General features: G+C 69.3%; 21 protein-coding genes and 1 pseudogene. 17 read left to right on the top strand and 5 right to left on the bottom strand.

What is annotated here, in order from left to right:
* Window positions 1–126: 126 nt before the first annotated feature.
* Genes AC30CM_RS13910 through catC form a run of 3 tightly spaced genes read left to right on the top strand, consistent with a single transcriptional unit; the run spans window position 127 to window position 2,413 of the window.
* On the top strand, window positions 127–1,230 hold the full coding sequence (locus AC30CM_RS13910; protein ID WP_490117474.1) for a mandelate racemase/muconate lactonizing enzyme family protein: 1,104 nt from the start codon (window positions 127–129) through the stop codon (window positions 1,228–1,230).
* Between the two features lie 44 nt (window positions 1,231–1,274).
* A complete protein-coding gene (gene catA / locus AC30CM_RS13905) occupies window positions 1,275–2,129 on the top strand; it encodes a catechol 1,2-dioxygenase (protein WP_490117473.1) in 855 nt (284 codons plus the stop codon).
* Window positions 2,129–2,413 carry a muconolactone Delta-isomerase gene (catC, locus tag AC30CM_RS13900; RefSeq protein WP_490117472.1) on the top strand — a complete coding sequence of 95 codons (285 nt, stop codon included), beginning with the start codon at window positions 2,129–2,131 and terminating at the stop codon, window positions 2,411–2,413. The genes catA and catC overlap by 1 nt, the downstream gene beginning before the upstream one ends.
* Window positions 2,414–2,488: 75 nt before the next feature.
* Here catC and AC30CM_RS13895 read toward each other — a convergent pair whose 3' ends face one another.
* Genes AC30CM_RS13895 through AC30CM_RS13880 form a run of 4 tightly spaced genes read right to left on the bottom strand, consistent with a single transcriptional unit; the run spans window position 2,489 to window position 6,969 of the window.
* Window positions 2,489–3,541: a phosphotransferase enzyme family protein gene (locus AC30CM_RS13895; RefSeq protein WP_490117471.1), complete on the bottom strand. Its 1,053-nt coding sequence runs from the start codon at window positions 3,539–3,541 to the stop codon at window positions 2,489–2,491.
* Window positions 3,538–4,815: an aspartate aminotransferase family protein gene (locus AC30CM_RS13890; protein WP_490117470.1), complete on the bottom strand. Its 1,278-nt coding sequence runs from the start codon at window positions 4,813–4,815 to the stop codon at window positions 3,538–3,540. Before AC30CM_RS13890 ends, AC30CM_RS13895 begins: the two co-directional genes overlap by 4 nt.
* Window positions 4,816–4,830: 15 nt before the next feature.
* On the bottom strand, window positions 4,831–6,279 hold the full coding sequence (locus AC30CM_RS13885) for an APC family permease (protein ID WP_490117469.1): 1,449 nt from the start codon (window positions 6,277–6,279) through the stop codon (window positions 4,831–4,833).
* A 57-nt stretch (window positions 6,280–6,336) separates the two neighbouring features.
* Complete coding sequence (locus AC30CM_RS13880; protein ID WP_490117468.1) at window positions 6,337–6,969, bottom strand: serine hydrolase domain-containing protein; 633 nt, start codon at window positions 6,967–6,969, stop codon at window positions 6,337–6,339.
* On the opposite strand from AC30CM_RS13880, the gene AC30CM_RS13875 reads away from it, so the two are divergent.
* The 12 genes from AC30CM_RS13875 to AC30CM_RS13820 all read left to right on the top strand — a co-directional run bounded on the left by AC30CM_RS13875 (window position 6,861) and on the right by AC30CM_RS13820 (window position 17,707).
* Complete coding sequence (locus AC30CM_RS13875) at window positions 6,861–8,210, top strand: undecaprenyl-diphosphate phosphatase (protein WP_490117467.1); 1,350 nt, start codon at window positions 6,861–6,863, stop codon at window positions 8,208–8,210. The two genes, AC30CM_RS13880 and AC30CM_RS13875, sit on opposite strands and share 109 nt — an antisense overlap.
* 352 nt (window positions 8,211–8,562) lie before the next feature.
* Complete coding sequence (locus tag AC30CM_RS13870; RefSeq protein WP_490117466.1) at window positions 8,563–9,549, top strand: antibiotic biosynthesis monooxygenase; 987 nt, start codon at window positions 8,563–8,565, stop codon at window positions 9,547–9,549.
* Between the two features lie 16 nt (window positions 9,550–9,565).
* Window positions 9,566–10,390: an FAD binding domain-containing protein gene (locus AC30CM_RS13865; protein ID WP_490117465.1), complete on the top strand. Its 825-nt coding sequence runs from the start codon at window positions 9,566–9,568 to the stop codon at window positions 10,388–10,390.
* Window positions 10,387–13,128: a molybdopterin-dependent oxidoreductase gene (locus tag AC30CM_RS13860; protein WP_490117464.1), complete on the top strand. Its 2,742-nt coding sequence runs from the start codon at window positions 10,387–10,389 to the stop codon at window positions 13,126–13,128. Before AC30CM_RS13865 ends, AC30CM_RS13860 begins: the two co-directional genes overlap by 4 nt.
* A gap of 84 nt (window positions 13,129–13,212) precedes the next feature.
* Window positions 13,213–14,610, top strand: coding sequence for an amidohydrolase family protein (locus tag AC30CM_RS13855; protein WP_490117463.1), 1,398 nt, complete (start codon window positions 13,213–13,215; stop codon window positions 14,608–14,610).
* A gap of 285 nt (window positions 14,611–14,895) precedes the next feature.
* A complete protein-coding gene (locus AC30CM_RS13850) occupies window positions 14,896–15,342 on the top strand; it encodes an Asp23/Gls24 family envelope stress response protein (RefSeq protein ID WP_490117462.1) in 447 nt (148 codons plus the stop codon).
* On the top strand, window positions 15,339–15,725 hold the full coding sequence (locus AC30CM_RS13845; protein ID WP_490117461.1) for an Asp23/Gls24 family envelope stress response protein: 387 nt from the start codon (window positions 15,339–15,341) through the stop codon (window positions 15,723–15,725). Before AC30CM_RS13850 ends, AC30CM_RS13845 begins: the two co-directional genes overlap by 4 nt.
* Window positions 15,722–15,901 (top strand): hypothetical protein, encoded by a 180-nt coding sequence (locus AC30CM_RS13840; protein WP_490117460.1) that lies wholly within the window; start codon window positions 15,722–15,724, stop codon window positions 15,899–15,901. Before AC30CM_RS13845 ends, AC30CM_RS13840 begins: the two co-directional genes overlap by 4 nt.
* Window positions 15,894–16,301, top strand: coding sequence for an Asp23/Gls24 family envelope stress response protein (locus AC30CM_RS13835; RefSeq protein WP_490117459.1), 408 nt, complete (start codon window positions 15,894–15,896; stop codon window positions 16,299–16,301). Before AC30CM_RS13840 ends, AC30CM_RS13835 begins: the two co-directional genes overlap by 8 nt.
* An 11-nt stretch (window positions 16,302–16,312) precedes the next feature.
* The gene (locus AC30CM_RS13830; protein WP_490117458.1) at window positions 16,313–16,900 is read left to right on the top strand and encodes a DUF6286 domain-containing protein; all 588 of its coding nucleotides are present in this window, start codon (window positions 16,313–16,315) and stop codon (window positions 16,898–16,900) included.
* On the top strand, window positions 16,897–17,457 hold the full coding sequence (locus AC30CM_RS13825; RefSeq protein ID WP_490117457.1) for a hypothetical protein: 561 nt from the start codon (window positions 16,897–16,899) through the stop codon (window positions 17,455–17,457). The genes AC30CM_RS13830 and AC30CM_RS13825 overlap by 4 nt, the downstream gene beginning before the upstream one ends.
* Window positions 17,458–17,536: 79 nt before the next feature.
* On the top strand, window positions 17,537–17,707 hold the full coding sequence (locus AC30CM_RS13820; RefSeq protein WP_490117456.1) for a CsbD family protein: 171 nt from the start codon (window positions 17,537–17,539) through the stop codon (window positions 17,705–17,707).
* 66 nt (window positions 17,708–17,773) lie between these two features.
* Here AC30CM_RS13820 and AC30CM_RS13815 read toward each other — a convergent pair whose 3' ends face one another.
* Complete coding sequence (locus AC30CM_RS13815) at window positions 17,774–18,616, bottom strand: hypothetical protein (protein ID WP_490117455.1); 843 nt, start codon at window positions 18,614–18,616, stop codon at window positions 17,774–17,776.
* 144 nt (window positions 18,617–18,760) lie between these two features.
* Here AC30CM_RS13815 and AC30CM_RS13810 point away from each other — a divergent pair, with 144 nt between their 5' ends.
* Window positions 18,761–19,453: a response regulator transcription factor gene (locus AC30CM_RS13810; RefSeq protein WP_490117454.1), complete on the top strand. Its 693-nt coding sequence runs from the start codon at window positions 18,761–18,763 to the stop codon at window positions 19,451–19,453.
* Window positions 19,450–19,771 (top strand): annotated as a pseudogene (locus AC30CM_RS13805) (two-component sensor histidine kinase); the annotation flags it as partial. The gene AC30CM_RS13810 and the pseudogene AC30CM_RS13805, both read left to right, overlap by 4 nt.

The raw sequence follows: 19,771 nt of genomic DNA, 5'->3' as shown, positions 1-19,771 counted from the left end.
ATGGTCTTCACGGCAATGCGCGACGTTTATACGGTGGACAGGCATGGTTCAACGAACGTAGATGCACAAGCTCGGCCGCGCAGCGCGGAGCCGATCTTGTAACAAGCGCGAAATGAGGGCTCAGCGGTGAAGATCACCGACGTCGAGGCGATTCCGTTCGCCATCCCGTACGTGAAGCCGCTCAAGTTCGCGTCCGGCGAGGTTCACGTCGCCAGTCACGTCCTGGTTCGCGTCCGCACCGACGACGGAGTGGTGGGCGCCGCCGAGGCGCCGCCGCGGCCGTTCACCTACGGGGAGACGCAAGCCGGGATCGTCGCGGTGATCAAGGAGATCTTCGCGCCGCAGGTCATCGGATGTGCACTGACCGAGCGCGAGGTGATCGCCGACCGGCTGGCGCGCACCGTGGGCAATCCGACGGCCAAAGCCGCCGTCGACATGGCGATCTGGGATGCGCTCGGACGCACCATCGGCCTTCCGGTCACCGAACTGCTCGGCGCCTTCACCGACCGCCTGCGGGTGTCGCACATGCTGGGTTTCGCCGATCCGGCCGCCATGGTCGCCGAAGCGGAGAAGATGCGCGACACCTACGGCATCCGCACCTTCAAGGTGAAGGTCGGCAGGCGACCGGTCGCACTGGACACCGCGGTCGTGCGCGCGCTTCGGGAACGCTTCGGCAACGAGATCGACCTCTACGTCGACGGCAACCGCGGCTGGACGGCCGCGGAGTCGTTGCGGGCCATGAACGACATGGCCGACCTGAACCTGCTCTTCGCCGAGGAACTCTGTCCCGCCGACGACGTCCTGGGCAGGCGCTGGCTGGTGGAGAAGCTCGACGTGCCGTTCATCGCCGACGAATCCGTGCCCACGGCCGCCGACGTCACCCGCGAGATCCTCGCCGGCGCCGCGACCGCCGTCAGCATCAAGACCGCCAGGACCGGCTTCAGCGGATCTCAGCGCATCAAGCATCTGGCCGAGGGTCTCGGAGTGGAGACCGTGATCGGCAATCAGATCGACGGCCAGCTCGGCACCGCGTGCGCCGTGACGTTCGGCGCCGCGCACGCGTCCACCAGTCGGCACGCGGGTGAACTGTCGAACTTCCTCGACATGTCCGACGACCTGTTGACCGAAAACCTTCGAATCAGCGACGGAGTCCTGCACGTACCCACCGGCCACGGGCTCGGCGTCGAGGTGGACCCCGACAAACTCTCGCGCTACCGCACCGACAACTGAACAGCCTCAATGTCATTCAGCCAACGAAGAAGGATCATCCCGTCATGACCACTACCGAACACGCCAGCGCCGCAGCATCCGGCGCCTCGGCCACCGAACGCTTCCACGCGGACAAGTCCCCCTTCGACGCGGTCAAGGACACGCCTCCCGCGCGCGTCGACATGCTGGCGCGCGAGATTCTCGAGGCCGTGCACGAGACGATCCGCAAACACGAAGTCAGCTACGACGAGTACAACGCGCTCAAGGCGTGGATGATCAACGTCGGGCAGGACGGCGAATGGCCACTGTTCCTCGACGTCTGGGTCGAGCACGTCGTGGAGGACGTCGCGAACGCTCACCGCGTGGGCAACAAGGGCAGCATCGAGGGCCCGTACTACGTGCCCGACGCCCCCGAATGCGGTGCCACGGGCACCATCCCGATGCGCGACGGCGAAGCAGGCACCCCACTGGTGTGGCGCGGGAAGATCACCTCGACGGATGGCTCGCCGCTGGCCGGCAAGGTCGAACTGTGGCACGCCGACGCCGACGGCTTCTACTCGCAGTTCGCACCCGGCCTGCCCGAGTGGAACCTGCGCGGTTCGTTCACCACCGGACCCGACGGTGAATTCGTGATCACGACCATCCGGCCCGCGCCCTACCAGATCCCGACCGACGGATCGTGCGGCAAGCTGATCAGCGCCGCCGGGTGGCACGCCTGGCGTCCTGCGCATCTGCACGTGAAGGTGTCGGCTCCAGGTCACGAACTACTCACTGCGCAGCTCTACTTCCCCGGCGATCCCCACAACGACGACGACATCGCGACCGCGGTGAAGCCCGAGCTCATGCTCGAGCCGACGGCGTTATCCGACGGAACCGACGAGATCGTCTACGGTTTCGTGCTGGATCCGGTGTCCGCCTGATGCTTTACCACGTACGGATGGACGTTCATTTGCCCGTCGATCTCGACCCCCAGGAGCGCGACGACATCGTCGGTCGGGAGAAGGCTTACTCGCAGGAGTTGCAGCGTGCGGGCAAGTGGCCCCACATCTGGCGGGTGGTCGGCGAATACGCGAACTACTCGATCTTCGACGTCGAGTCGAACGACGAGCTGCACCGTATTCTCAGTGGGCTACCGCTGTTCGCGTACATGGACATCGAGGTCACGCCATTGGCCGTGCACCCGTCAGACATCGATCACGCCTGAAGGTTTCGCGACTCACCGGAATGCGACCACGGCCCGGACTCCTGTAGTCCGGGCCGTGGTCGTATCAACACTTGGCTAGTGAACTGCGGTTACCTTTCTGCTTTCCAAGTAGGCGGTGGCCATCGCGCACGCGCGCTCGGTCAGCATCGGACCCAGTGACTTCGCGGTCTCGGTCTCCGGCCGTGAGCCGATCCAGCCGAGATACGTGGTGCCGCGCAGGAAGAGGAACATCGGCAGCAAAGCCACGTGGTCGACGGGCAGGGATCGGACGCTGCGGTATCCCGCGATCAGCGACTCCTCGATCGCGGAATACTGCGGGTCACCGATGTTGAAGTACAGCGCGGTGGCCAGTTCGAACATGTACCACCCATAGCCGGCGTCGTCGAAGTCGATCAGGCGCAGCGCCTTGCCGTCGTGCAGCAGGTTCTCCGGCACGAAGTCGGCGTGGATGAGGCCGTACTTGTCGTCGGCCTTGCCGAATCGTCGCAGGTCCTCGAGGCTGGCCGCGCGGGCTTGCGAGAGCAGCGTGCGAGCGGAGTCGCTCAGGTCGGCGTTGTTCCAGAAACGCCCCCAGAGTGGGTCGGCGCCCACCAGGCCGTCCTCGTCCCATGCGTGGCGGGTGAACCCGTCGCACAGCGGCATCGCTGCGGATACCTGGTGCAGATGGGCGGCGAGTACTCCGGCGTCGAAATACACCCGACGGGCCGTCTCGCCCGTCGCTTCGGTACCCGTTTCCGAAGTGCCCACGGGGGCGCCTTGGAGCCAGCCCAGGATCGACACCCGACGACATTCCGGAACGGCGTCGTGGGTGACGAGGGCGACCAGATCGCCACCGGAGGTCGGTATCACCTTCGGAACCCGAACGACACCGCTGGTCCCGATCTGATGCATCCAGTGCAGCTCGGACCGTAGCGCCGCGTCGGAGTGGTAGCCGTGGCGGTGAACACGCACCGCCACCCGCGTCCCGTCCGGCCGAACAGCCGAAAAGACGGCGTTTTCACGATATTTCACCAGTTCGACGTCGTCGAAGCCACCATCCCATGCAATGGCCGCGGCCTGGACGAGCAGCGTGAGCCGCGCGACCTGTTCGTCATCGGGCAAGGCATAGAAGTCGCCCGTGACGTTCACGATGCGCCCAACGCGTCGTCGAGCACCGACAGCAGGAAGTCGGCGTTCTGAACGTCGAATACCAGGGGCGGTCGCATCTTCAGGACGTTGTCGTGGCGGCCGATTCGACTCAGCAACACGCCGCGGTCGCGCATCATGTTGACCAGCCGCTTGGTGACGTCTGGCGCGGGCGAGCCGTTCTCGTCCACCAGTTCGATTCCGAAGAACAGTCCGCGTCCGCGGACGCCACCGATGACGGGATACTTGTCTTGGAGCCGATGCAAGCCCGAGCGGACGTGCTGACCGACGGTGCGCGCGTTCTCGCGCAGCTGCTGGCGTTCCAGCACGTCCAGCACCGCCATACCAGCTGCTGCCGCAACCGGATTGCCACCGAAGGTGTTGAAATAGGTCGAGGCGGACTGGAAGCTCGACATGAGATCGTTCGACGAGATGGCTCCGGCGAGCGGATACCCGTTACCCATCGGCTTGCCGAGTGTCACGATGTCGGGTGCGACACGGCTGAGCTGGTGACCCCACATCGCGTCGCCGGTTCGTCCGAAGCCGGCCTGCACCTCATCGCAGATGAACAAGCCGCCGGCCGCCCGCACGGTGTCCACCGCGGCGGTGACGTAGCCGTCCACGGGGTCGGGCAGTCCCTCGTTGGCGAAGAAGCTGTCGATCAGGATGGCGGCGACGCCGTAACCTTCGGACTGCAGCGACCGCACGGCGTCTGCCACCTGGGCGGCGTAGCGCGCGGCGAGTTCACGATCGGACTGACCGTGTCGATCGCGCCTCGGATCCGGCACGACGACCGTTCGGGCCCATTGCGGAAATGCCTCTGCCACGGGGAACGCTGTGGTCAATGAGGCCAGGGTGGCGGAGTTGCCGTGGTAGCTGAAGTCGCTGACGATGACGCCGTCGTGGCCTGTGGCGAAACGTGCCATTCGCAGTGCGAGTTCGTTGGCTTCGGTGCCCGAGCACGTGAACATCGCGGTGTCCAGCGGTCCGGCGAACGTGGCGGTGAGCCGCTCCGCGTACTCGACGACTGTTTCGTGCAGGTAGCGGCTGTGCAGGTTGAGAGCGGCCGACTGTCGGGCAATCGCTCCGACGACGTGGGGATGGCAGTGGCCGACGTGCGGCACGTTGTTGTAGGCGTCAAGGTAGCGGCGTCCCGCAGCGTCCTCGACCCACACACCCTCACCCTTCACGAGGTGCACTGGTTCGTCGTAGAAGAGTGGGGTGTTGCGGCCAAGCACGTCGAACCGTCGTTTCAACAGGAACGAGTCATCCTTCATGCGAATGCCTTTCGCCTATGCGGGCAGGTTGGTCTGGTCAGTGACGACGTCTTCTGACGGCTGTGCGTGAATGGCTCTGGCGCGCCGGACATGCACGATGCGGCCCGCGACGATTCCGCCGACGAAGACGAACGCCGCGGCGGCGAGGAAGGTGATCCCGACCGTCCAGGAGCCGCCCATCAGTGTGTCGAAGTTCTCAATGACGAGAACGGTGATCGCGATGAGGCCAAGGCTCCCCAGAATCGGGGCGACGCGCGTGTGCCACCAGCGGTTGTCGACGCTCGACCGGTAGAAATAGGCGATGATGGCGAAGCTGGTCAGCACCATGAGCGCGAGGATCGCGACGATCGCGATGCCCGCCATCCACGTGAACAACTGAAGGATGGGATCGGCGCCGACCAGAGCGAAGATGCCCACCAGCACGACGGCGGACGCTGTTTGAATCAGTGAGCCGACGTGGGGCGATCCGTGCTTGTCGTGCACGGCGGCCAATACTTGAGGGGCGTAGCCGCGCCGAGCCAGCGCGAAAAGATAGCGTGAGATCGCGCTGTGAAAGGCGAGGAGAGTCGCGAACAGGCTGGTCACCAGCATGATGGCCATGACGCTCGCGGCCCACGGCGCCAGGTACTGCGCGGTGGCGTTGAACGTCAGGTTCGCCGTGTCCTCGGCTGCGGCCGCGCTCACCTCATCGCTGCCGAAGGCGATGACGACGGCCCAGCTCCCTACTGCGTAGAGGACGCCGATCACGATGATGGCGGTGTAGGTGGCGACCGGTACGGTCCGCTTGGGGTTCTTAGCCTCCTCGCTGTAGATCGCGGTGGCCTCGAACCCGACGAACGAGCCGATGGCGAACATCATCGCGATGCCCGGTGACCCGGAGAAGAACGTGCCCGGCGTGAAGGAGGCGAAGTCGATGCCGTGTGCGCCGCCCTTCGCGAAGACCGCCACGGAGAGGGCGGCGATGGCGACGACCTCGAGGACCAGCAAGACTCCGAGCACCTTGGCGCCGACGTCGATGTTGCGGTACCCCACTATCCCGACGAGTGCCATCAGCACGAAAGCCCACACCCACCAGGGCAGATCGGGGCCACCATAGCTGACGACCAGTCCCTGGATCGTGTTGGCCGCCAGACCGTAGACACCGGCCTGGATGGTTGCGTAGGCGAAGATCGCCAGACCCGCCGCGCCGACGCCGAGATCGCTGCCAAGCCCCTTGGTCACGTAGGCGTAGAAGGCGCCGGTATCGGTGACGGCGCTACTCATGGCGGCGTAGCCCACGCTGAACACCAGGAGTACCAGTCCGGCGACGAGATAGGCCAGCGGCGCGCCCGCACCGTTGCCCAGCGCGACCATCACGGGTAAGGATCCGGCGATGGTGGTCAAGGGTGACGCTGCCGCCACCACCAGGAACACGATTCCGGCGACGCCGATCGATCCACGTAGTTGACGGTCGCTGACGGACATGTGCTGCCTCCTCTTGCGGCCGTCTCCGGCCCGACGGGCTGTCGGCGGGAGTACGGTCTACCGACGTAGAACCATGGCCGTGACGTACGTTACGGCCGCCCGCCGGCTCCGGCCATAGTCACTTCCTTTAGCGGTCGGGAGCGCCGGAATTCGGCATGGCTGATCATCACGTCCAGTCGAGCTCGTGCCGGCCTTGCGAAGAATGTTCTTCTGGACGAATTTCTCATACGAGGCAGTCACTTTCGCCACGATGCGACCCATGAGGCAGTAGGTGAAGTTCGAGTACGCGAATGGCTTGTTGGGGACGATGAGCTGCCAGCTGGCGCGGCTGATCTCGTCGATGGTCACGTGCTGGATGGCGGCGAGTTCGGCAGGCCGCCTCTGCGGCTCGTCGTCGTGGTAGACGAGGTCGTACAGCGTGTCCTCGAGGCGCAATCGCCCTTGCTCGACGAGCAGAAGTACCGCGGCAGACGTGATGGGCTTGGAGATGCTGGCTATCCGGAAGCGCGTGTCGAGATCGGTCGCAGGCGCTTTCGTGGGAGGCCGGGTCAGCGCGAGCCCGGTGACGTATCGGCCATCGAGTGACAACGCGGACTGGATGGCCAAACCGCCAGAAGGTGGTGCGCCTTCGGTGGGCCAATCCCGGTGTATCGCACCGAGGATGTCGTCGATGCGCTGGTCGTAACTCACGGTGCCCCCATCGAATCCGTCTCTTGACTCTCGAATACCGCATCTCTGGCGCTGCTCAGGGGAGATTGGATCGGGCGCGCCGTCGCGGTGCGCGAACCTGGGTGACCGCACCGCCCTCGATCCACAGCTGGCTCCCAGCCGGGGCCGGACACTCTTGCAGACCGGCCGGCTACGTTGAGGAGAACCCGGCGCGCGACGAAAGGTGTGGGGCCCTGACCCATCTCAGCTATCTCGAGGCCCTGGTGGTGGGTGCCTTGCAAGGGGTCACCGAGTTGTTCCCGGTGTCGAGCCTCGGGCACTCGGTGCTCCTCCCCGCGCTCGTCGGCGGACGGTGGGCCCGCGATCTCGACGTCTCCGCGCCGGAGTCGCCCTACCTGGCCTTCATCGTCGGTCTGCACGTCGCGACCGCGGCGGCGCTGCTGCTGTTCTTCTGGCGCGACTGGGTCGCCATCGTCGGCGGATTCGTCAGCTCGGTGCGCTACCGGCGGGTGCGGACACCCGCCGAACGGCTCGCCTGGCTGATCGTGGTGGCGACGATCCCCGTCTGCGTGGCGGGCCTGGCGCTCGAGCACCTGTTCCGCACGACGCTGGGCAGACCGATCCCGGCGGCCGTCTTCCTCACTGCCAACGGGTTGGTGATGGCTGCCGGTGAGCGCCTCCGCCGCCGTGCGGGCCGCACACAAGGGGCGAGTGCGGGCCGCACGCAGGGGGCGAGTGCGGGCCGCACACAAGGGGCGAGTGCGGGCCGCACACAGGGGGCGAATGCGGACCGCACGCAAGTGGCGAGTGCGGGCGGCACGCCCGAACCGGTGTCCTCGGCGCCCGTAGGCGCCGGGTTGACGGCCTCGGATCAGCGCATCGCCCGGCTCACCATGGCACGCGGCGTCACCATCGGGGCGGCGCAGGTGCTCGCGCTACTTCCCGGCATCAGCCGATCCGGTGTGACGATGGTCGCCGGACTGTTACGCGGCCTGCCTCACGAGGACGCTGCCCGGTTCGCGTTCCTGCTGGCGACCCCGGTCATCCTCGCCGCAGGCGTCCTGAAGGTCCCCGACCTGTTCGGGCCGCTCGGCCAGGGAATCGGCGGCCAGGTCCTTCTCGGCAGCCTGGCGTCGTTCGTCAGCGCCTACCTGGCGGTGCGCTTCCTCACCCGCTATTTCGAGACGCGGACCCTGACCCCGTTCGCGGTCTACTGCGTGGTCGCCGGGCTGGGCAGCCTGGCCTGGCTGACGGTGCGGTGACCGTCGAGCCGATGACCTCGACCGGGTTGATCCGGCTGACGCGAACCGGGTGGCCGTGCGCCGAGCGCGCCGATGTGGCGGCACCCCCCGCTTTTGCCGCTTCGCCGGAATCGGTCGCCCTCAGCGGCACGAAACGCCCCGGCACCGTGCATTTGTCCAGTCGGGGGCGCATCGCTGTGAACATTGGATAAATTCGCTGACATTCCGTGCGTTCGCATGGAGGGCGCCAGGGCCCGATGCTAGGTTTACCGCGCCGTCAAAAGTCGGTGAGTTCGAGCGAAGGCACACCACTGGCCATGACGTTCAGCGATCTCCCGGTCGGCCGGTCGTGGACCGTCCGCGGGGGACCACGGTGACCGACGAGACCGTCACGGGCGTGCCGGCCGATCCCTCGGTCTGTGGCGCGGCCACCATCCTCATCGGCCAGCGCGTCAAGGCCGGCCGGGAGGACGACTACGTCGAGTGGCAGACCCGGCTCGGCGCCGCGGCTGCGCGCTACCCCGGGTTCCGCGGGGTGGACCTGCGCCGCCCCACCGAACCCGGCGGCGACTGGGTGGTGACCTACACGTTCGATTCGGTGGCCAACATGGCGCGTTGGCTCAACAGCGCGACACGGCAGCGGTTCCTGGACCGCGGGGCCGACCTGTTCGACGGCCCCGGCACCCAGCAGGTGGTCGCCCAGGACACCAGGGTCGACGACACACTGGTCACCGTCGTCGTCAGCCATCGCGTGGACCCCGCACGGGTCGACGAGTTCCTGGCATGGCAGGCCGACGTGTGCCGGGCCGAGAGCGGCTTCCCGGGCTTCTGCGGCTCGGAGATCTTCCGGCCCGTCGACGGCGTGCAGGACGACTGGACCATCACCTACAAGTTCGACACCGCCGAGCACCTCGACGCGTGGCTCACCTCCGACGCTCGGCGAGAGCTGCTGGCCGACAACCGATTCTCCGAATTCACGCTGCGCCGCATCGACCACTCGTTCGGCACCTGGTTCGACTACGGCGCTACCGACGCACCCCCGCCGTCGGACTTCAAGACCGCCATTGCGGTGTGGATGGGCCTCTATCCCACGGTGGTGGTGCTGACGCTGCTCACCGCCCCGCTGCACATGCCGCTGTGGTTGGGCATGCTGGTGGGCAACCTGCTGTCGAGCCTGGTGATGAGCTTCGTCACGATGCCCTACTACGGCACCCGGATCCTGCGCTTCTGGCTCGCCCCGGCGAAGGGTGCCAGGCAGCCCGCCACCAACGTCAAGGGCATCGCCCTCGTCCTGGCGATCAACGCACTGTGGGCCGTCGTGTTCTACGTGGTGACGCAACGCATCTGGACGCTGCCGTGACCAGGGGAGTCCTGCGGTGGACCTGAACGCCGTCGCCCAGATCGTGCTGCCGACCAGCCGCGCCGAGATGCCCGCCTGGCAGCCCGGGGACGCCCTCCTGGCCGGCGGCACGTGGCTGTTCTCCGAACCTCAGCAGCACGTGCGGCGGCTGATCGACCTCACCGCGCTCGGCTGGCCCGCCGTCGAGATCTCCGCGCACGGCCTCGATCTCGCAGCCACCTGCACCGTGGAACGCGTCGCCGCCCTGTCTGCCGACCTGCCCGCCGAATGGGCCGCGGCGCCACTGTTCCGACAATGCGCGACAGCGCTTCTCGCATCGTTCAAGGTGTGGAAGACCGCGACCATCGGAGGCAACCTCAGCCTGTCGTTTCCGGCGGGGGCCATGATCTCGCTGACGGCCGCGCTCGATGCGACCGTGACGGTGTGGCGCGACGACGGCACCGACTTCACCGTCGCCGTCGAGGATTTCGTGACCGGCGCGGCGGCCAACGTCATGGCGCCGGGCGATGTGCTGCGCGCGGTGCACCTGCCCGCCGCGGCCCTGCGGGGGAGGACGGCCCTGCGCAAGATCGCCCTGTCGCCACTGGGCCGTTCCGGCGCGGTGCTCGTCGGCCGGCGCGACGCCGCCGCCGACGGCGGTCGCTTCACGCTGGTGCTCACCGGCTCGACCGTCAAGCCGGTCCGGCTGGTCTTCGACGGCGTCCCCGACGCCGCGACCCTCGCCGCGGCCGTCGCCGATGTGCCGCCCGCGACGTGGCACGCCGACGCCCACGGTGCGCCCGACTGGCGGAGGGCCGTCTCCGGCGTCCTGGCGGCCGAGATTCGCGAGGAGCTGGCATGAGGTTTCGGGTCAACGGCGGCGACGTCGAGACGCAGCCCCGCGCGGGGCAATGTCTGCGCACGCTGCTGCGCGAGCACGGACGCTTCGACGTGAAGAAGGGCTGCGACTCCGGCGATTGCGGCGCGTGCTCGGTCCTGCTGGACGGCGAACCCGTGCACTCCTGCCTGATCCCCGCCCACCGCGTCGCCGGTCGTGACGTCACGACGGTGTCCGGGTTGGGCACGCAGGATCGGCCGCACGAGATGCAGCGCCGGTTCGTCGACGCCGCGGCGTTCCAATGCGGCTTCTGCACGGCGGGCATGATCGTCACCGCCGCTGCGCTCGACGCGGAGCAGCGCGCCGACCTCGGGCAGTCCCTGAAGGGCAACCTGTGCCGGTGCTCGGGGTACCGCGGTATCCGCGACGCACTCGCCGGTGTCGTCAACGTCGACCACGCCGCCGCCGACGACGCCGAGAAGGTGTTCGGCCGCAGCCTGCCCGCCCCCGCCGGGCCCCGGATCGTCACGGGCACCGAGAGTTACACCCTCGACGTCACCGTCCCCGGGATGCTGCACCTGGCCGTGCTGCCCAGTCCCCACGCCCACGCGCGCATCGTGGCGATCGACACCGCAGCCGCGGAGGCCATTCCGGGCGTCGTCGCCGTGCTCACCCATCGCGACAGCCCCGCGGTGCGGTTCTCCACCGGCAGGCACCTGCAACGCCTCGACGACCCCGACGACACCGTGATCCTCGACGACGTGATGCGCTTCCGCGGTCAGCGTGTCGCGGCCGTGGTCGCCGAGAGCCGGCAGATCGCCGAGCAGGCGTGCCTGGCCATCGACGTCACCTACGAGCAGCTGCCCGCGGTGTTCGACCCGGAGCTGGCCGACTCCGCCGATGCCCCACTCGTCCACGGCGACAAGGATTCCGGTGCCAGCCGGATCGCGGACCCGTGCCGCAACCTGGTCAGCGAACTGCACGGCGGGGTGGGTGACGTCGAGGCCGCGGCGGCTGCCGCGGAGTCCTCCGGTGGCGCCGTGGTCCGCGGGCGCTGGCGCACCCAGCGCGTGCAGCACGTGCACCTGGAGACGCACGCCAGCATCGGCTGGGTCGACGACGACGGTCGCCTGGTGGTGCGCAGCAGTTCTCAGGTGCCGTTCCTGGTCCGCGACGAACTGGCCCGAATCTTCGAACTGGATCCGTCGGACGTGCGGGTGTTCACCGCGCGCGTCGGCGGTGGGTTCGGCGGCAAGCAGGAGATGCTCACCGAAGACGTCGTGGCGCTGGCCGTGCGCGCCACCGGCCGACCCGTGCAGTACGAGTTCACCCGCAGCGACCAGTTCACCGTCGCCCCGTGCCGGCATCCCTTCCGGGTGGACGTCACCGCGGCGGCGGCGGCCGACGGCACCCTCACCGCGCTGGGCATCGACGTGCTCTCCGACACCGGGGCCTACGGCAACCACGGGCCCGGGGTGATGTTCCACTCGTGCGGCGAATCGATGGCCATCTACCGGTGCGCCAACAAACGCGTGGATGCCCGTGCGGTGTACACCAACAACGTCCCCTCCGGCGCGTTCCGCGGCTACGGCCTCGGACAGGTGGCGTGGGCGATCGAGAGCGCCCTGGACGACCTGGCCGCCTCGCTGGGCATCGACCCCTTCGACTTCCGCAGGCGCAACGTCGTGGTTCCCGGCGATCCGCTGGTGGCCGCCCACGAGGAGGGTGACGACCTCCGCCTCGACGCGAGCTACGGCCTGCAGCAGTGTCTGGACCTGGTCGCCGACGCCCTGGCGCGGGACGGGGCCGGTACCGCCGCGCCCGACGGATCGCACTGGAAGGTCGGCGAGGGCATGGCGATCGCCATGATCGCGACCATCCCGCCGCGCGGTCACGCGTCGACCGCGACGGTTCGGCTGCACCCCGACGCCACGTACGAACTCGGCATCGGCAGCGCCGAGTTCGGCAATGGCACCACCACCGCCTACCAGCAGATCGCCTGCGACATCCTGGCGACGTCACCCGCGCGACTGCGGATGCAGATGTCGGACACCGATCGCGCCGCCTTCGACACCGGTGCCTTCGGATCCACCGGCACCACCGTCACCGGCAACGCGCTGGCGATCGCCGCGCGTCGTCTTCGCGACGAGGTGGTGCGCATCGGCGCCGGCTTGCTGGGCGCGGCCGCCGCCGACTGCGAGCTGGGGCCCGATGGCGTCGCCTGCGGTGCTGCCACGGTGACCTTGGCGGACGTGGTCGCCGCGGGCGGGGGCGCGCTGTGCGCCGAGGCGACGTACGACGGCATGGTGCGGTCGGTGGCGTTCAACGTGCACGCCGCCCGCGTGGCGGTCGACGAGCGCACCGGCGAGGTGCGGATCCTGCGCTCGGTGCACGCCTGCGACGCCGGCCGGGTGATCAACCCCGAACAGCTGCGCGGACAGGTGGAAGGCGGTGTGGCACAAGCCATCGGGACCGCGCTGTACGAGGAGATGCTCACCGACGGGGCGGGCGCCATCACCACCGACGCGCTGCGCAATTACCACGTCCCCCAGATCGCCGACGTCCCGGTGACCGAGGTGTACTTCGCCGACACCGCCGACGCCCTGGGACCTCTCGGTGCCAAGTCCATGAGCGAGGCGCCCTACAACCCGGTGGCACCCGCGCTCGGCAACGCCATCGCCCGCGCCGTCGGAGCGCGGGTGCGCGAGCTGCCCATGACCCCGGTGCGCGTCTGGCGCGAGCTGAACCGGCGCGGCGCGTGACGCCACCCGCAGCCGCACGGCCGCCGCGGGTGGCTGCGGCGTGCGGTGTCCCCATCCGATCCACTCACTCAGGGAGAGACATCCATGACGCAGGTTCATCTCGGTCACGTGTTCCACGTCGCCGGTACCCCGACGGTGACCGAGGCCGCCGCCGCGCTCGTCGCCATCCCCGACGGTGCCCTGGTGATCGGCGAGGACGGCACGATCGCCTACTGCGGCGAACGTGACTCGCTGCCCGAGGAATTCGCGTCCGCCCCGGTGCACGACCACCGGGGCGGCTACCTGCTGCCCGGCTTCGTCGACACCCACGTGCACTTCCCGCAGACCTATGCCGGTGACTCCTACGGCGGCGGGCAGCTGCTGGAATGGTTGACCCAGTGCATCTTCCCGTCGGAATCGCAGTTCGCCGACCCGGATTTCGCGGCGCGGGCCGCCGTCGAGTTCTGCAACCGCCGCATCGCGGCGGGCACCACGGCCGCCATGGTCTTCGGCTCGGCGTTCCCGCACGCGCAGGACGCCCTCTTCGAGCGGACCCGGGAGGCGGGGCTGCGGATCGTCAGCGGGCGGGGCATCCAGACGCGCGGACCCGAGACGGCGCTGCCGCTGATCACCTCCGAGGAGGATGCGATCCGGCTGACCCGCGAGGAGATCGACACGTGGCACGCCGCCGACACCGGCGACGTGAACACCGCCCTGCTGCACGTCGCGATCGTGCCGCGGTTCTCACTGTCGGTGACCACCGAGACGCTGAAGAATCTCGGTGACCTGTACGACGAGGTTCGCGACCGCGGCGTCTACGTGCACAGCCACCTCAACGAGAACGACCGGCCGGGAACCGGGGAGGTCGATTCGACCAAGCAGGACTACCAGGTGGACACCTACCTCGACACCTACGACGGCAAGTTCCTGCCCGGGTCCCGGGTGGGCGGCAAGAGCCTGCTGGGCCGCCGCACCATTCTGGCGCACTGCGTGCACTGCCAGGACGTCGAGCTGGCCCGGATGGCCGAGACCGGCACCTCGATCTCGCACTGCCCCATCTCGCAGCTCTTCCTGGGGTCGGGCACCATGCCGTGGAAGCGCACCGTCGCCTCGGGCGTCAACATCTCCGCGGGCACCGACTTCGGCGGCGGCGACGAATGGCTCATCCCCCGGGTACTGGGCGACGCCTTCAAACAGCACATCACCGAGCCCGGCGAGGACGGCGTGTCGATGCACCCCGCCGAGATGCTGTTCGTCGGCACGCTCGCGGGCGCACGGGCACTCGACATGGAAGAGCGCTTCGGCAACTTCGACACCGGCAAGGAGGCCGACTTCGTGGTGGTCCGGCCGGCCGACGCGCTGGCGGCCCTGCTCGAAAACGCCCACCGCGCCGCCGATCCCGACCTGGCGCGCGATCAGACGTTGTTCGCCCTGTTGATGGGTCTGCGCGAGAGTTCGATCGCCGAGGTCTACGTGCGGGGTCGGCGGCTGCGGTCACTGTAGTCGCGCGGCGTTGCTCCGATCGCCGTCCGGTGTCGAATTCGTTGACGTAACCCCTGGTGAATGACGGTGTGATGCGGTAGGCACCCACCCGCGGTGATGATTGCTGACGTATTGGTGACGTGGGTCGCGGCCGCGTTTGTCGGATTCGTCGTGCCGGGAACAGGAAGGTGCCCGGCGCAGGCACCGCACCAGGGTGTGTCGCGGATTACATCGAGGACGACATTCGGAATCGGCACGGGCGCACGACCTATCACGCACAACGTCCGTGACAACAGGAGGAAAGACATGACGTCCACTTCGGCACCCGCCACCGCAGCCAACGGCGCCAACGGTCCGCTGGCCACCAGCCACGGCACCACCACCATCGCCGACGTCGTGGTCTCGAAGATCGCCGGCCTGGCCGCGCGCGAGGTCTACGGCGTCCATGACCTGGGTGGCAACACGAGTCGCGCCGTCGGCGCGTTGCGGGAGCGCATCCCCGGTGCCTCCACGAACTACTCGCAGGGGGTCTCGGTGGAGGTCGGCGAGAAGCAGTCCGCCGTCGACATCGACATCGTCGCCGAGTACGGCGTCTCGATCTCGGATCTGGCCGCCGGCATCCGGCGCAACGTCATCGGTGCGATCGAGCGCATGACGGGCCTGGAGGTCGTCGAGGTCAACATCACCGTGCACGACGTCCACGTGCCGGCCGACGACGAGCAGTCCGACGGACACTCGGCGCGGGTGCAGTGAGCGAGTTCGCCGCGGGCGGCGACACCGCCGCTCGCGGCGACGCCGACACGGTCGCGGACATCGCCCGTGCCGTGGCCGGTGTCGCCGACGTCCACCCGGGACCCTTCGGCGAGGTGGGCACCCACCTTCCCGGGCGCCGCGTCCCCGGTGTCCGAATCAGCAACGGCCACATCGCCGTTCACCTGGCCGTGACCATGGGCGCCCCGATCGGCACCACCGCGGCCGCGGTCCGTGACGCCATCGTCGCGCGCTTCCCCGGCCGCGCCGTCGACGTCACGGTCGAAGACGTGACCAGAACCGCGTCCCCGCCGTCGCAGCCCGCGCCACCACACACTCACACCACGGCTGCCACGGCGCAGCTCGAATCAGGAGGAATGCCATGACCACCGCTACTGCCGGCATGCTGGCCGGAGTGCTGCTCGGTGTCGCCGCCGCTGCAGGCGGATTCACCGGCTTCCTCGTCGCGCTCGTCCTCGGCGTCATCGGTTACGTCGTCGGCGGGCAGCGCGACGGGGAATGGGACGTCAGCGATTGGGTGCGGAGCAGGACCCGTGGCTGACCAGTCCACCCCGGTGCTCGACGAGCCGGCCATCGGCGTCGCGCTGCCCGACGCGCCGGTGAACGACGGTGAGCGCGGACGGCTGCACGTGCTGGACCGTGCCGTCGAGAGCATCGTCACCGCTGCCGTGCAGTCGGTACCCGACGTCCACCGGCAGGCGAGCACGCTGGGCCAGGTGACGGGTCGCGCCCTGCCCCACGTGGACGTCGAGGTCGCCGGCGATCGTGTGAGCGCCCACGTCGACATCGCCGTGTCGTGGGGAATCCCGTTGGCGCAAAAGATGACTGACGTTCGGCGCAGCGTCGAGGACGCGCTCACCGGCCAGGCCGGCCTGAACCTGGACCGGTTGACGGTCCACGTGGCCAAGATCGTCGTCGCCGAGCGACCCAGGATCCAGTGAGGAGTACCGACATGACGACATCTCGTACCGTGCTCCCGCACGACACGGCGCTGGCCACCGGCGACGTGCGCACCGCACCGGCCCCCTTGGCCGCGTCGGCCGCCAGCAAGCTCGCCGTCGTCGTGGCACTGTTGCTGGCCGCCGCGGGCGTGGTGCTGGTGCGCGACACCGTGATCGCGCTGGGATGGGCGAGCGGGACGGCGCTCACGCCGCCCGTCGCGAACGCCCTGGGGCGTGTGACGCCCCAGCCGTGGTGGCTCGTCGCCGGGGCAGCCGCAGCCGTCGTCGGCATCGCATTGATGATCGCGGCCGTGGCGCCGCGGCGGCGGACCGCCGTGCCATTGGCCGCGGGTGACGGGCTCTACCTGCACCGCGCCGACGTCGCCACGCTGGCCGACACCAGTGCGTCGGCCGTGCCCGGCGTCCTGAACGCCCGGGTCACCGTGAAGCGCTCACGCGTGCTCGTCGACTGCCGGGTGACCGGAGACGACCACGCGGTGGTGCGCACCGCCGTGACCGACGCCGTGACCACCGCCCTGAGTGCACTGGCCGAACCACCGCGCGTGGCCGTGCGGACCCGAGGAGGGGATAGCCGATGACCCGCTTCGCCGTAGGCGTCGATCGCCTCGTCGTGTTCTTGACCGGACTGATCCTGGTCGCCGGTGGTGTGCTGGCGGTCGCCTGGCAGCGTGGGCTGCTGGTCGGCGGCAGGGACGTGACGACGGCCGCACCGCAGTGGGCGGCCAGCTCGTGGTGGTACTGGGCCACCGGCGCGGCCGGTGTGCTCCTGCTGCTGCTCAGCCTCCGATGGCTCGCCGCGCATCACCGCGCCAGGCGGGCGCGCCACCTCTGGCTGGACACCGGCGATGCCACCGCCGGCGCCGGCTCCACGGCCGACGCCGCCGCAGTGGCCGCCGCTGCCGCCGACGTGCTGAGCCAGGACGCGGCCGTCACCAAGGCCCACGGCACCGCCGTCCTCGAACGGGGTCGACCGACCCTGGTGCTCACCGCACACGTGCCCGTCCGACACGGCCTGCAGGCAGGCGTGACGGCCGCGCATCACGTCGCCCGGACCGCGGCGGCCATGCTCGACGGCGCGGTAGCCGTCAGGACCGTCCTGAAGGTGGACGAGAAGGCCCCCACGGTGGTTCGCTGAGCCGGGCCAGCCGGCACCAGACCTCGGCATTCACCCGAATGCCGTTGCGCAACAACGAAGAATGATGAGGAGATGGATCATGGGTATCGTCGACAAGGCCAAGAACGCCGCCGAGGACGCCATCGGCAAGGTCAAGGAAACCGTCGGCGAGGTCACCGGCAACGACGACCTCAAGGCCGAGGGCCAGAAGGACCAGGGCGTCTCGGGCGTCAAGAAGGTGGGCGAGAACATCAAGGACAAGCTGAGCTAGTCCCTACCCACCGTCACATGCGGGCTGTGCCACGAGGAGTGGCACAGCCCGCATGTCGTCGTCCGGTCAGCGCTCGGCAGGCAGTGGCGCCCCCGTGGGCGCCTGCGGCGCTTGGCCGTTGGGCGCCTGCGGCGCGGGCCCACGGCCGGGCGGCGGCGGGGGAGCCTGACCACTGCCAGGAGGTGGCGGCGGGGCCTGACCGTCGCCTGGGGGCGGGGGCACCTGGCCGCCAGGCGGGGGAGGAGGCGGCTGGCCGTCGGCGGGGCCACCCGGACGCGGCCCGAATCCCGGCCCGGGACCCCCGCCGGGACCGGCACCCCACCCGGGACCCGCGCCCCCTCCGGGACCGCCGTCGGGACCGCGACCCGGTCCGCCGTCGGGTCCGCGACCCGGTCCACCGTCGGGTCCGCGACCCGGTCCGCCGTCGGGACCGTGACCCGGACCGTGACCCGGGCCCATTCCCCCTGGGGGCGGCGGCATCCGGACGTCGCCCGGGCCCGCGGGCCAGACGCCCGGACCAGGAGGCGGCGGCGGTCCCGCGGGATTGGGTGCGAGAGCCTGGCCTGCGGCGGTGCTGCCCACCGAGAACGACAGCATCGGGTGGGCGTCGAGTGCCGTCCCACCCACCAGGCCGACCAGCAGGCCGCCCACCGCGGCGGCCACCGGAAGGCCGGCACGACCCAGCGGGCGTCGCGGCGCGCGCTCGGGTTCCCGCGCCGGTGCCGCGGAGCCCTCGACGCCGCGCGGGGTCTCGAAGCGGTGCGTGTCGGCGTCGTCTCCAGCCGGGTCGCCGGGCAGGTGCGCGGCGGCCGGATCGCCTCCGGCCTGCGGCGCACCCGGCGCGTGTGCTCCGGGATGTTCCGGCTCGTACGGGCGGTCCGTACGGTCCTGATCGGGATCGTTGCCCATGTCTGCTCCTTCGCGTCGTTCGTCGTTGGACTGCTGAAGGCGACGCTAGAACCGGTGCATGAAGCCAACCTGAAGCCGACGCGATGACCGCGCATCTTCAGCTCGGCTTCAGACAACCCGGATGGTTACCACCACAATGGGGGGATGTCGACGACCGCAGCGCAGCAGCCGGTGGCGCGCATCCTGGTCGTCGAAGACTCCGAGGCCATTCGAGAGATGGTCGTCGAGGCGCTGCAGACCGCGGGATACGCCGCGCAGGGCCGCGTCGACGGCGAGGGGTTCGAAGAGGTGCTCGACGGCTACCGCCCGGACTTGGTGATCCTCGACGTCATGGTCCCCGGCCGCGACGGCTTCGCGCTGATCGACGTCGCCCGCTCCTGGGGCGAGGTCGGCGTGATCATGCTGACGGCGCGTGATGGCCTGTCGGATCGGCTGCGCGGTCTCGACGGTGGCGCCGACGACTACGTGGTCAAACCCTTCGAACTGTCCGAGCTGGTCTCGCGCGTCGGGGCGGTGCTGCGGCGTCAGGGCCGCATCGCCACCACGGTGACCATCGGCGACCTGCTCGTCGACCGGACGGCGGGCATCGCGACTCGCGCCGGTCGGCGGCTCGAACTGACCGCCACCGAGCTGAAGGTGCTGGACTTCCTGGTCGACCAGCGCGGCCGCATCGTCAGCGCCACCCAGATCCTTTCTGCGGTATGGGGATACGACGCCTATGACGACAACCTGGTGCACGTGCACATCAGCGGTCTGCGGCGCAAGCTGGAAGCGAACGGTCCCCGCATGATCCACACGGTGCGCGGCATCGGGTATCGATTGCGCGCCGCGGAATGACCCCCCACCCAGGCACACCCGCTGGCACGCCCACCCCGTCGCTGCGCCGTCGCGTGGTGCTCGCCGTGCTGGGGTGGATGGCGCTGCTGCTGGTGCTGCTCGGGGTGTCGGTCGACGTCGTCGTGGGAGCGCAGGCGCGCCGCGACCTGCACGACCGGCTCGACGCCACGGCTGCCCGCGCCGACGCGCTGTCCCAGGCGGGTGCGGACCCGCGCGAGCTGGTGGCTCAATTGAGTGGGGGCGGGATCGCGGTACGGCTGGTCACGCCCGATGGCACCAGCTACGGCGATCTCACCGTTCCGGTGGACGCGCCGGGCC

The organism is Mycobacterium sp. DHQP2018-32-09 (assembly GCF_058148405.1).
This window is presented reverse-complemented; position numbering and strand designations above follow the sequence as displayed.

What these genes read in the sequence shown, in the direction of transcription:
- AC30CM_RS13850 (WP_490117462.1), top strand. Translation starts at nt 14,896, where the DNA reads ATGACGTCCACTTCGGCACCCGCCACCGCAGCCAACGGCGCCAACGGT.
- AC30CM_RS13855 (WP_490117463.1), top strand. Translation starts at nt 13,213, where the DNA reads ATGACGCAGGTTCATCTCGGTCACGTGTTCCACGTCGCCGGTACCCCG.
- AC30CM_RS13830 (WP_490117458.1), top strand. Translation starts at nt 16,313, where the DNA reads ATGACGACATCTCGTACCGTGCTCCCGCACGACACGGCGCTGGCCACC.
- AC30CM_RS13810 (WP_490117454.1), top strand. Translation starts at nt 18,761, where the DNA reads ATGTCGACGACCGCAGCGCAGCAGCCGGTGGCGCGCATCCTGGTCGTC.
- catC (WP_490117472.1), top strand. Translation starts at nt 2,129, where the DNA reads ATGCTTTACCACGTACGGATGGACGTTCATTTGCCCGTCGATCTCGAC.
- AC30CM_RS13815 (WP_490117455.1), bottom strand. Translation starts at nt 18,616, where the DNA reads ATGGGCAACGATCCCGATCAGGACCGTACGGACCGCCCGTACGAGCCG.
- catA (WP_490117473.1), top strand. Translation starts at nt 1,275, where the DNA reads ATGACCACTACCGAACACGCCAGCGCCGCAGCATCCGGCGCCTCGGCC.
- AC30CM_RS13820 (WP_490117456.1), top strand. Translation starts at nt 17,537, where the DNA reads ATGGGTATCGTCGACAAGGCCAAGAACGCCGCCGAGGACGCCATCGGC.
- AC30CM_RS13840 (WP_490117460.1), top strand. Translation starts at nt 15,722, where the DNA reads ATGACCACCGCTACTGCCGGCATGCTGGCCGGAGTGCTGCTCGGTGTC.
- AC30CM_RS13860 (WP_490117464.1), top strand. Translation starts at nt 10,387, where the DNA reads ATGAGGTTTCGGGTCAACGGCGGCGACGTCGAGACGCAGCCCCGCGCG.
- AC30CM_RS13890 (WP_490117470.1), bottom strand. Translation starts at nt 4,815, where the DNA reads ATGAAGGATGACTCGTTCCTGTTGAAACGACGGTTCGACGTGCTTGGC.
- AC30CM_RS13825 (WP_490117457.1), top strand. Translation starts at nt 16,897, where the DNA reads ATGACCCGCTTCGCCGTAGGCGTCGATCGCCTCGTCGTGTTCTTGACC.
- AC30CM_RS13885 (WP_490117469.1), bottom strand. Translation starts at nt 6,279, where the DNA reads ATGTCCGTCAGCGACCGTCAACTACGTGGATCGATCGGCGTCGCCGGA.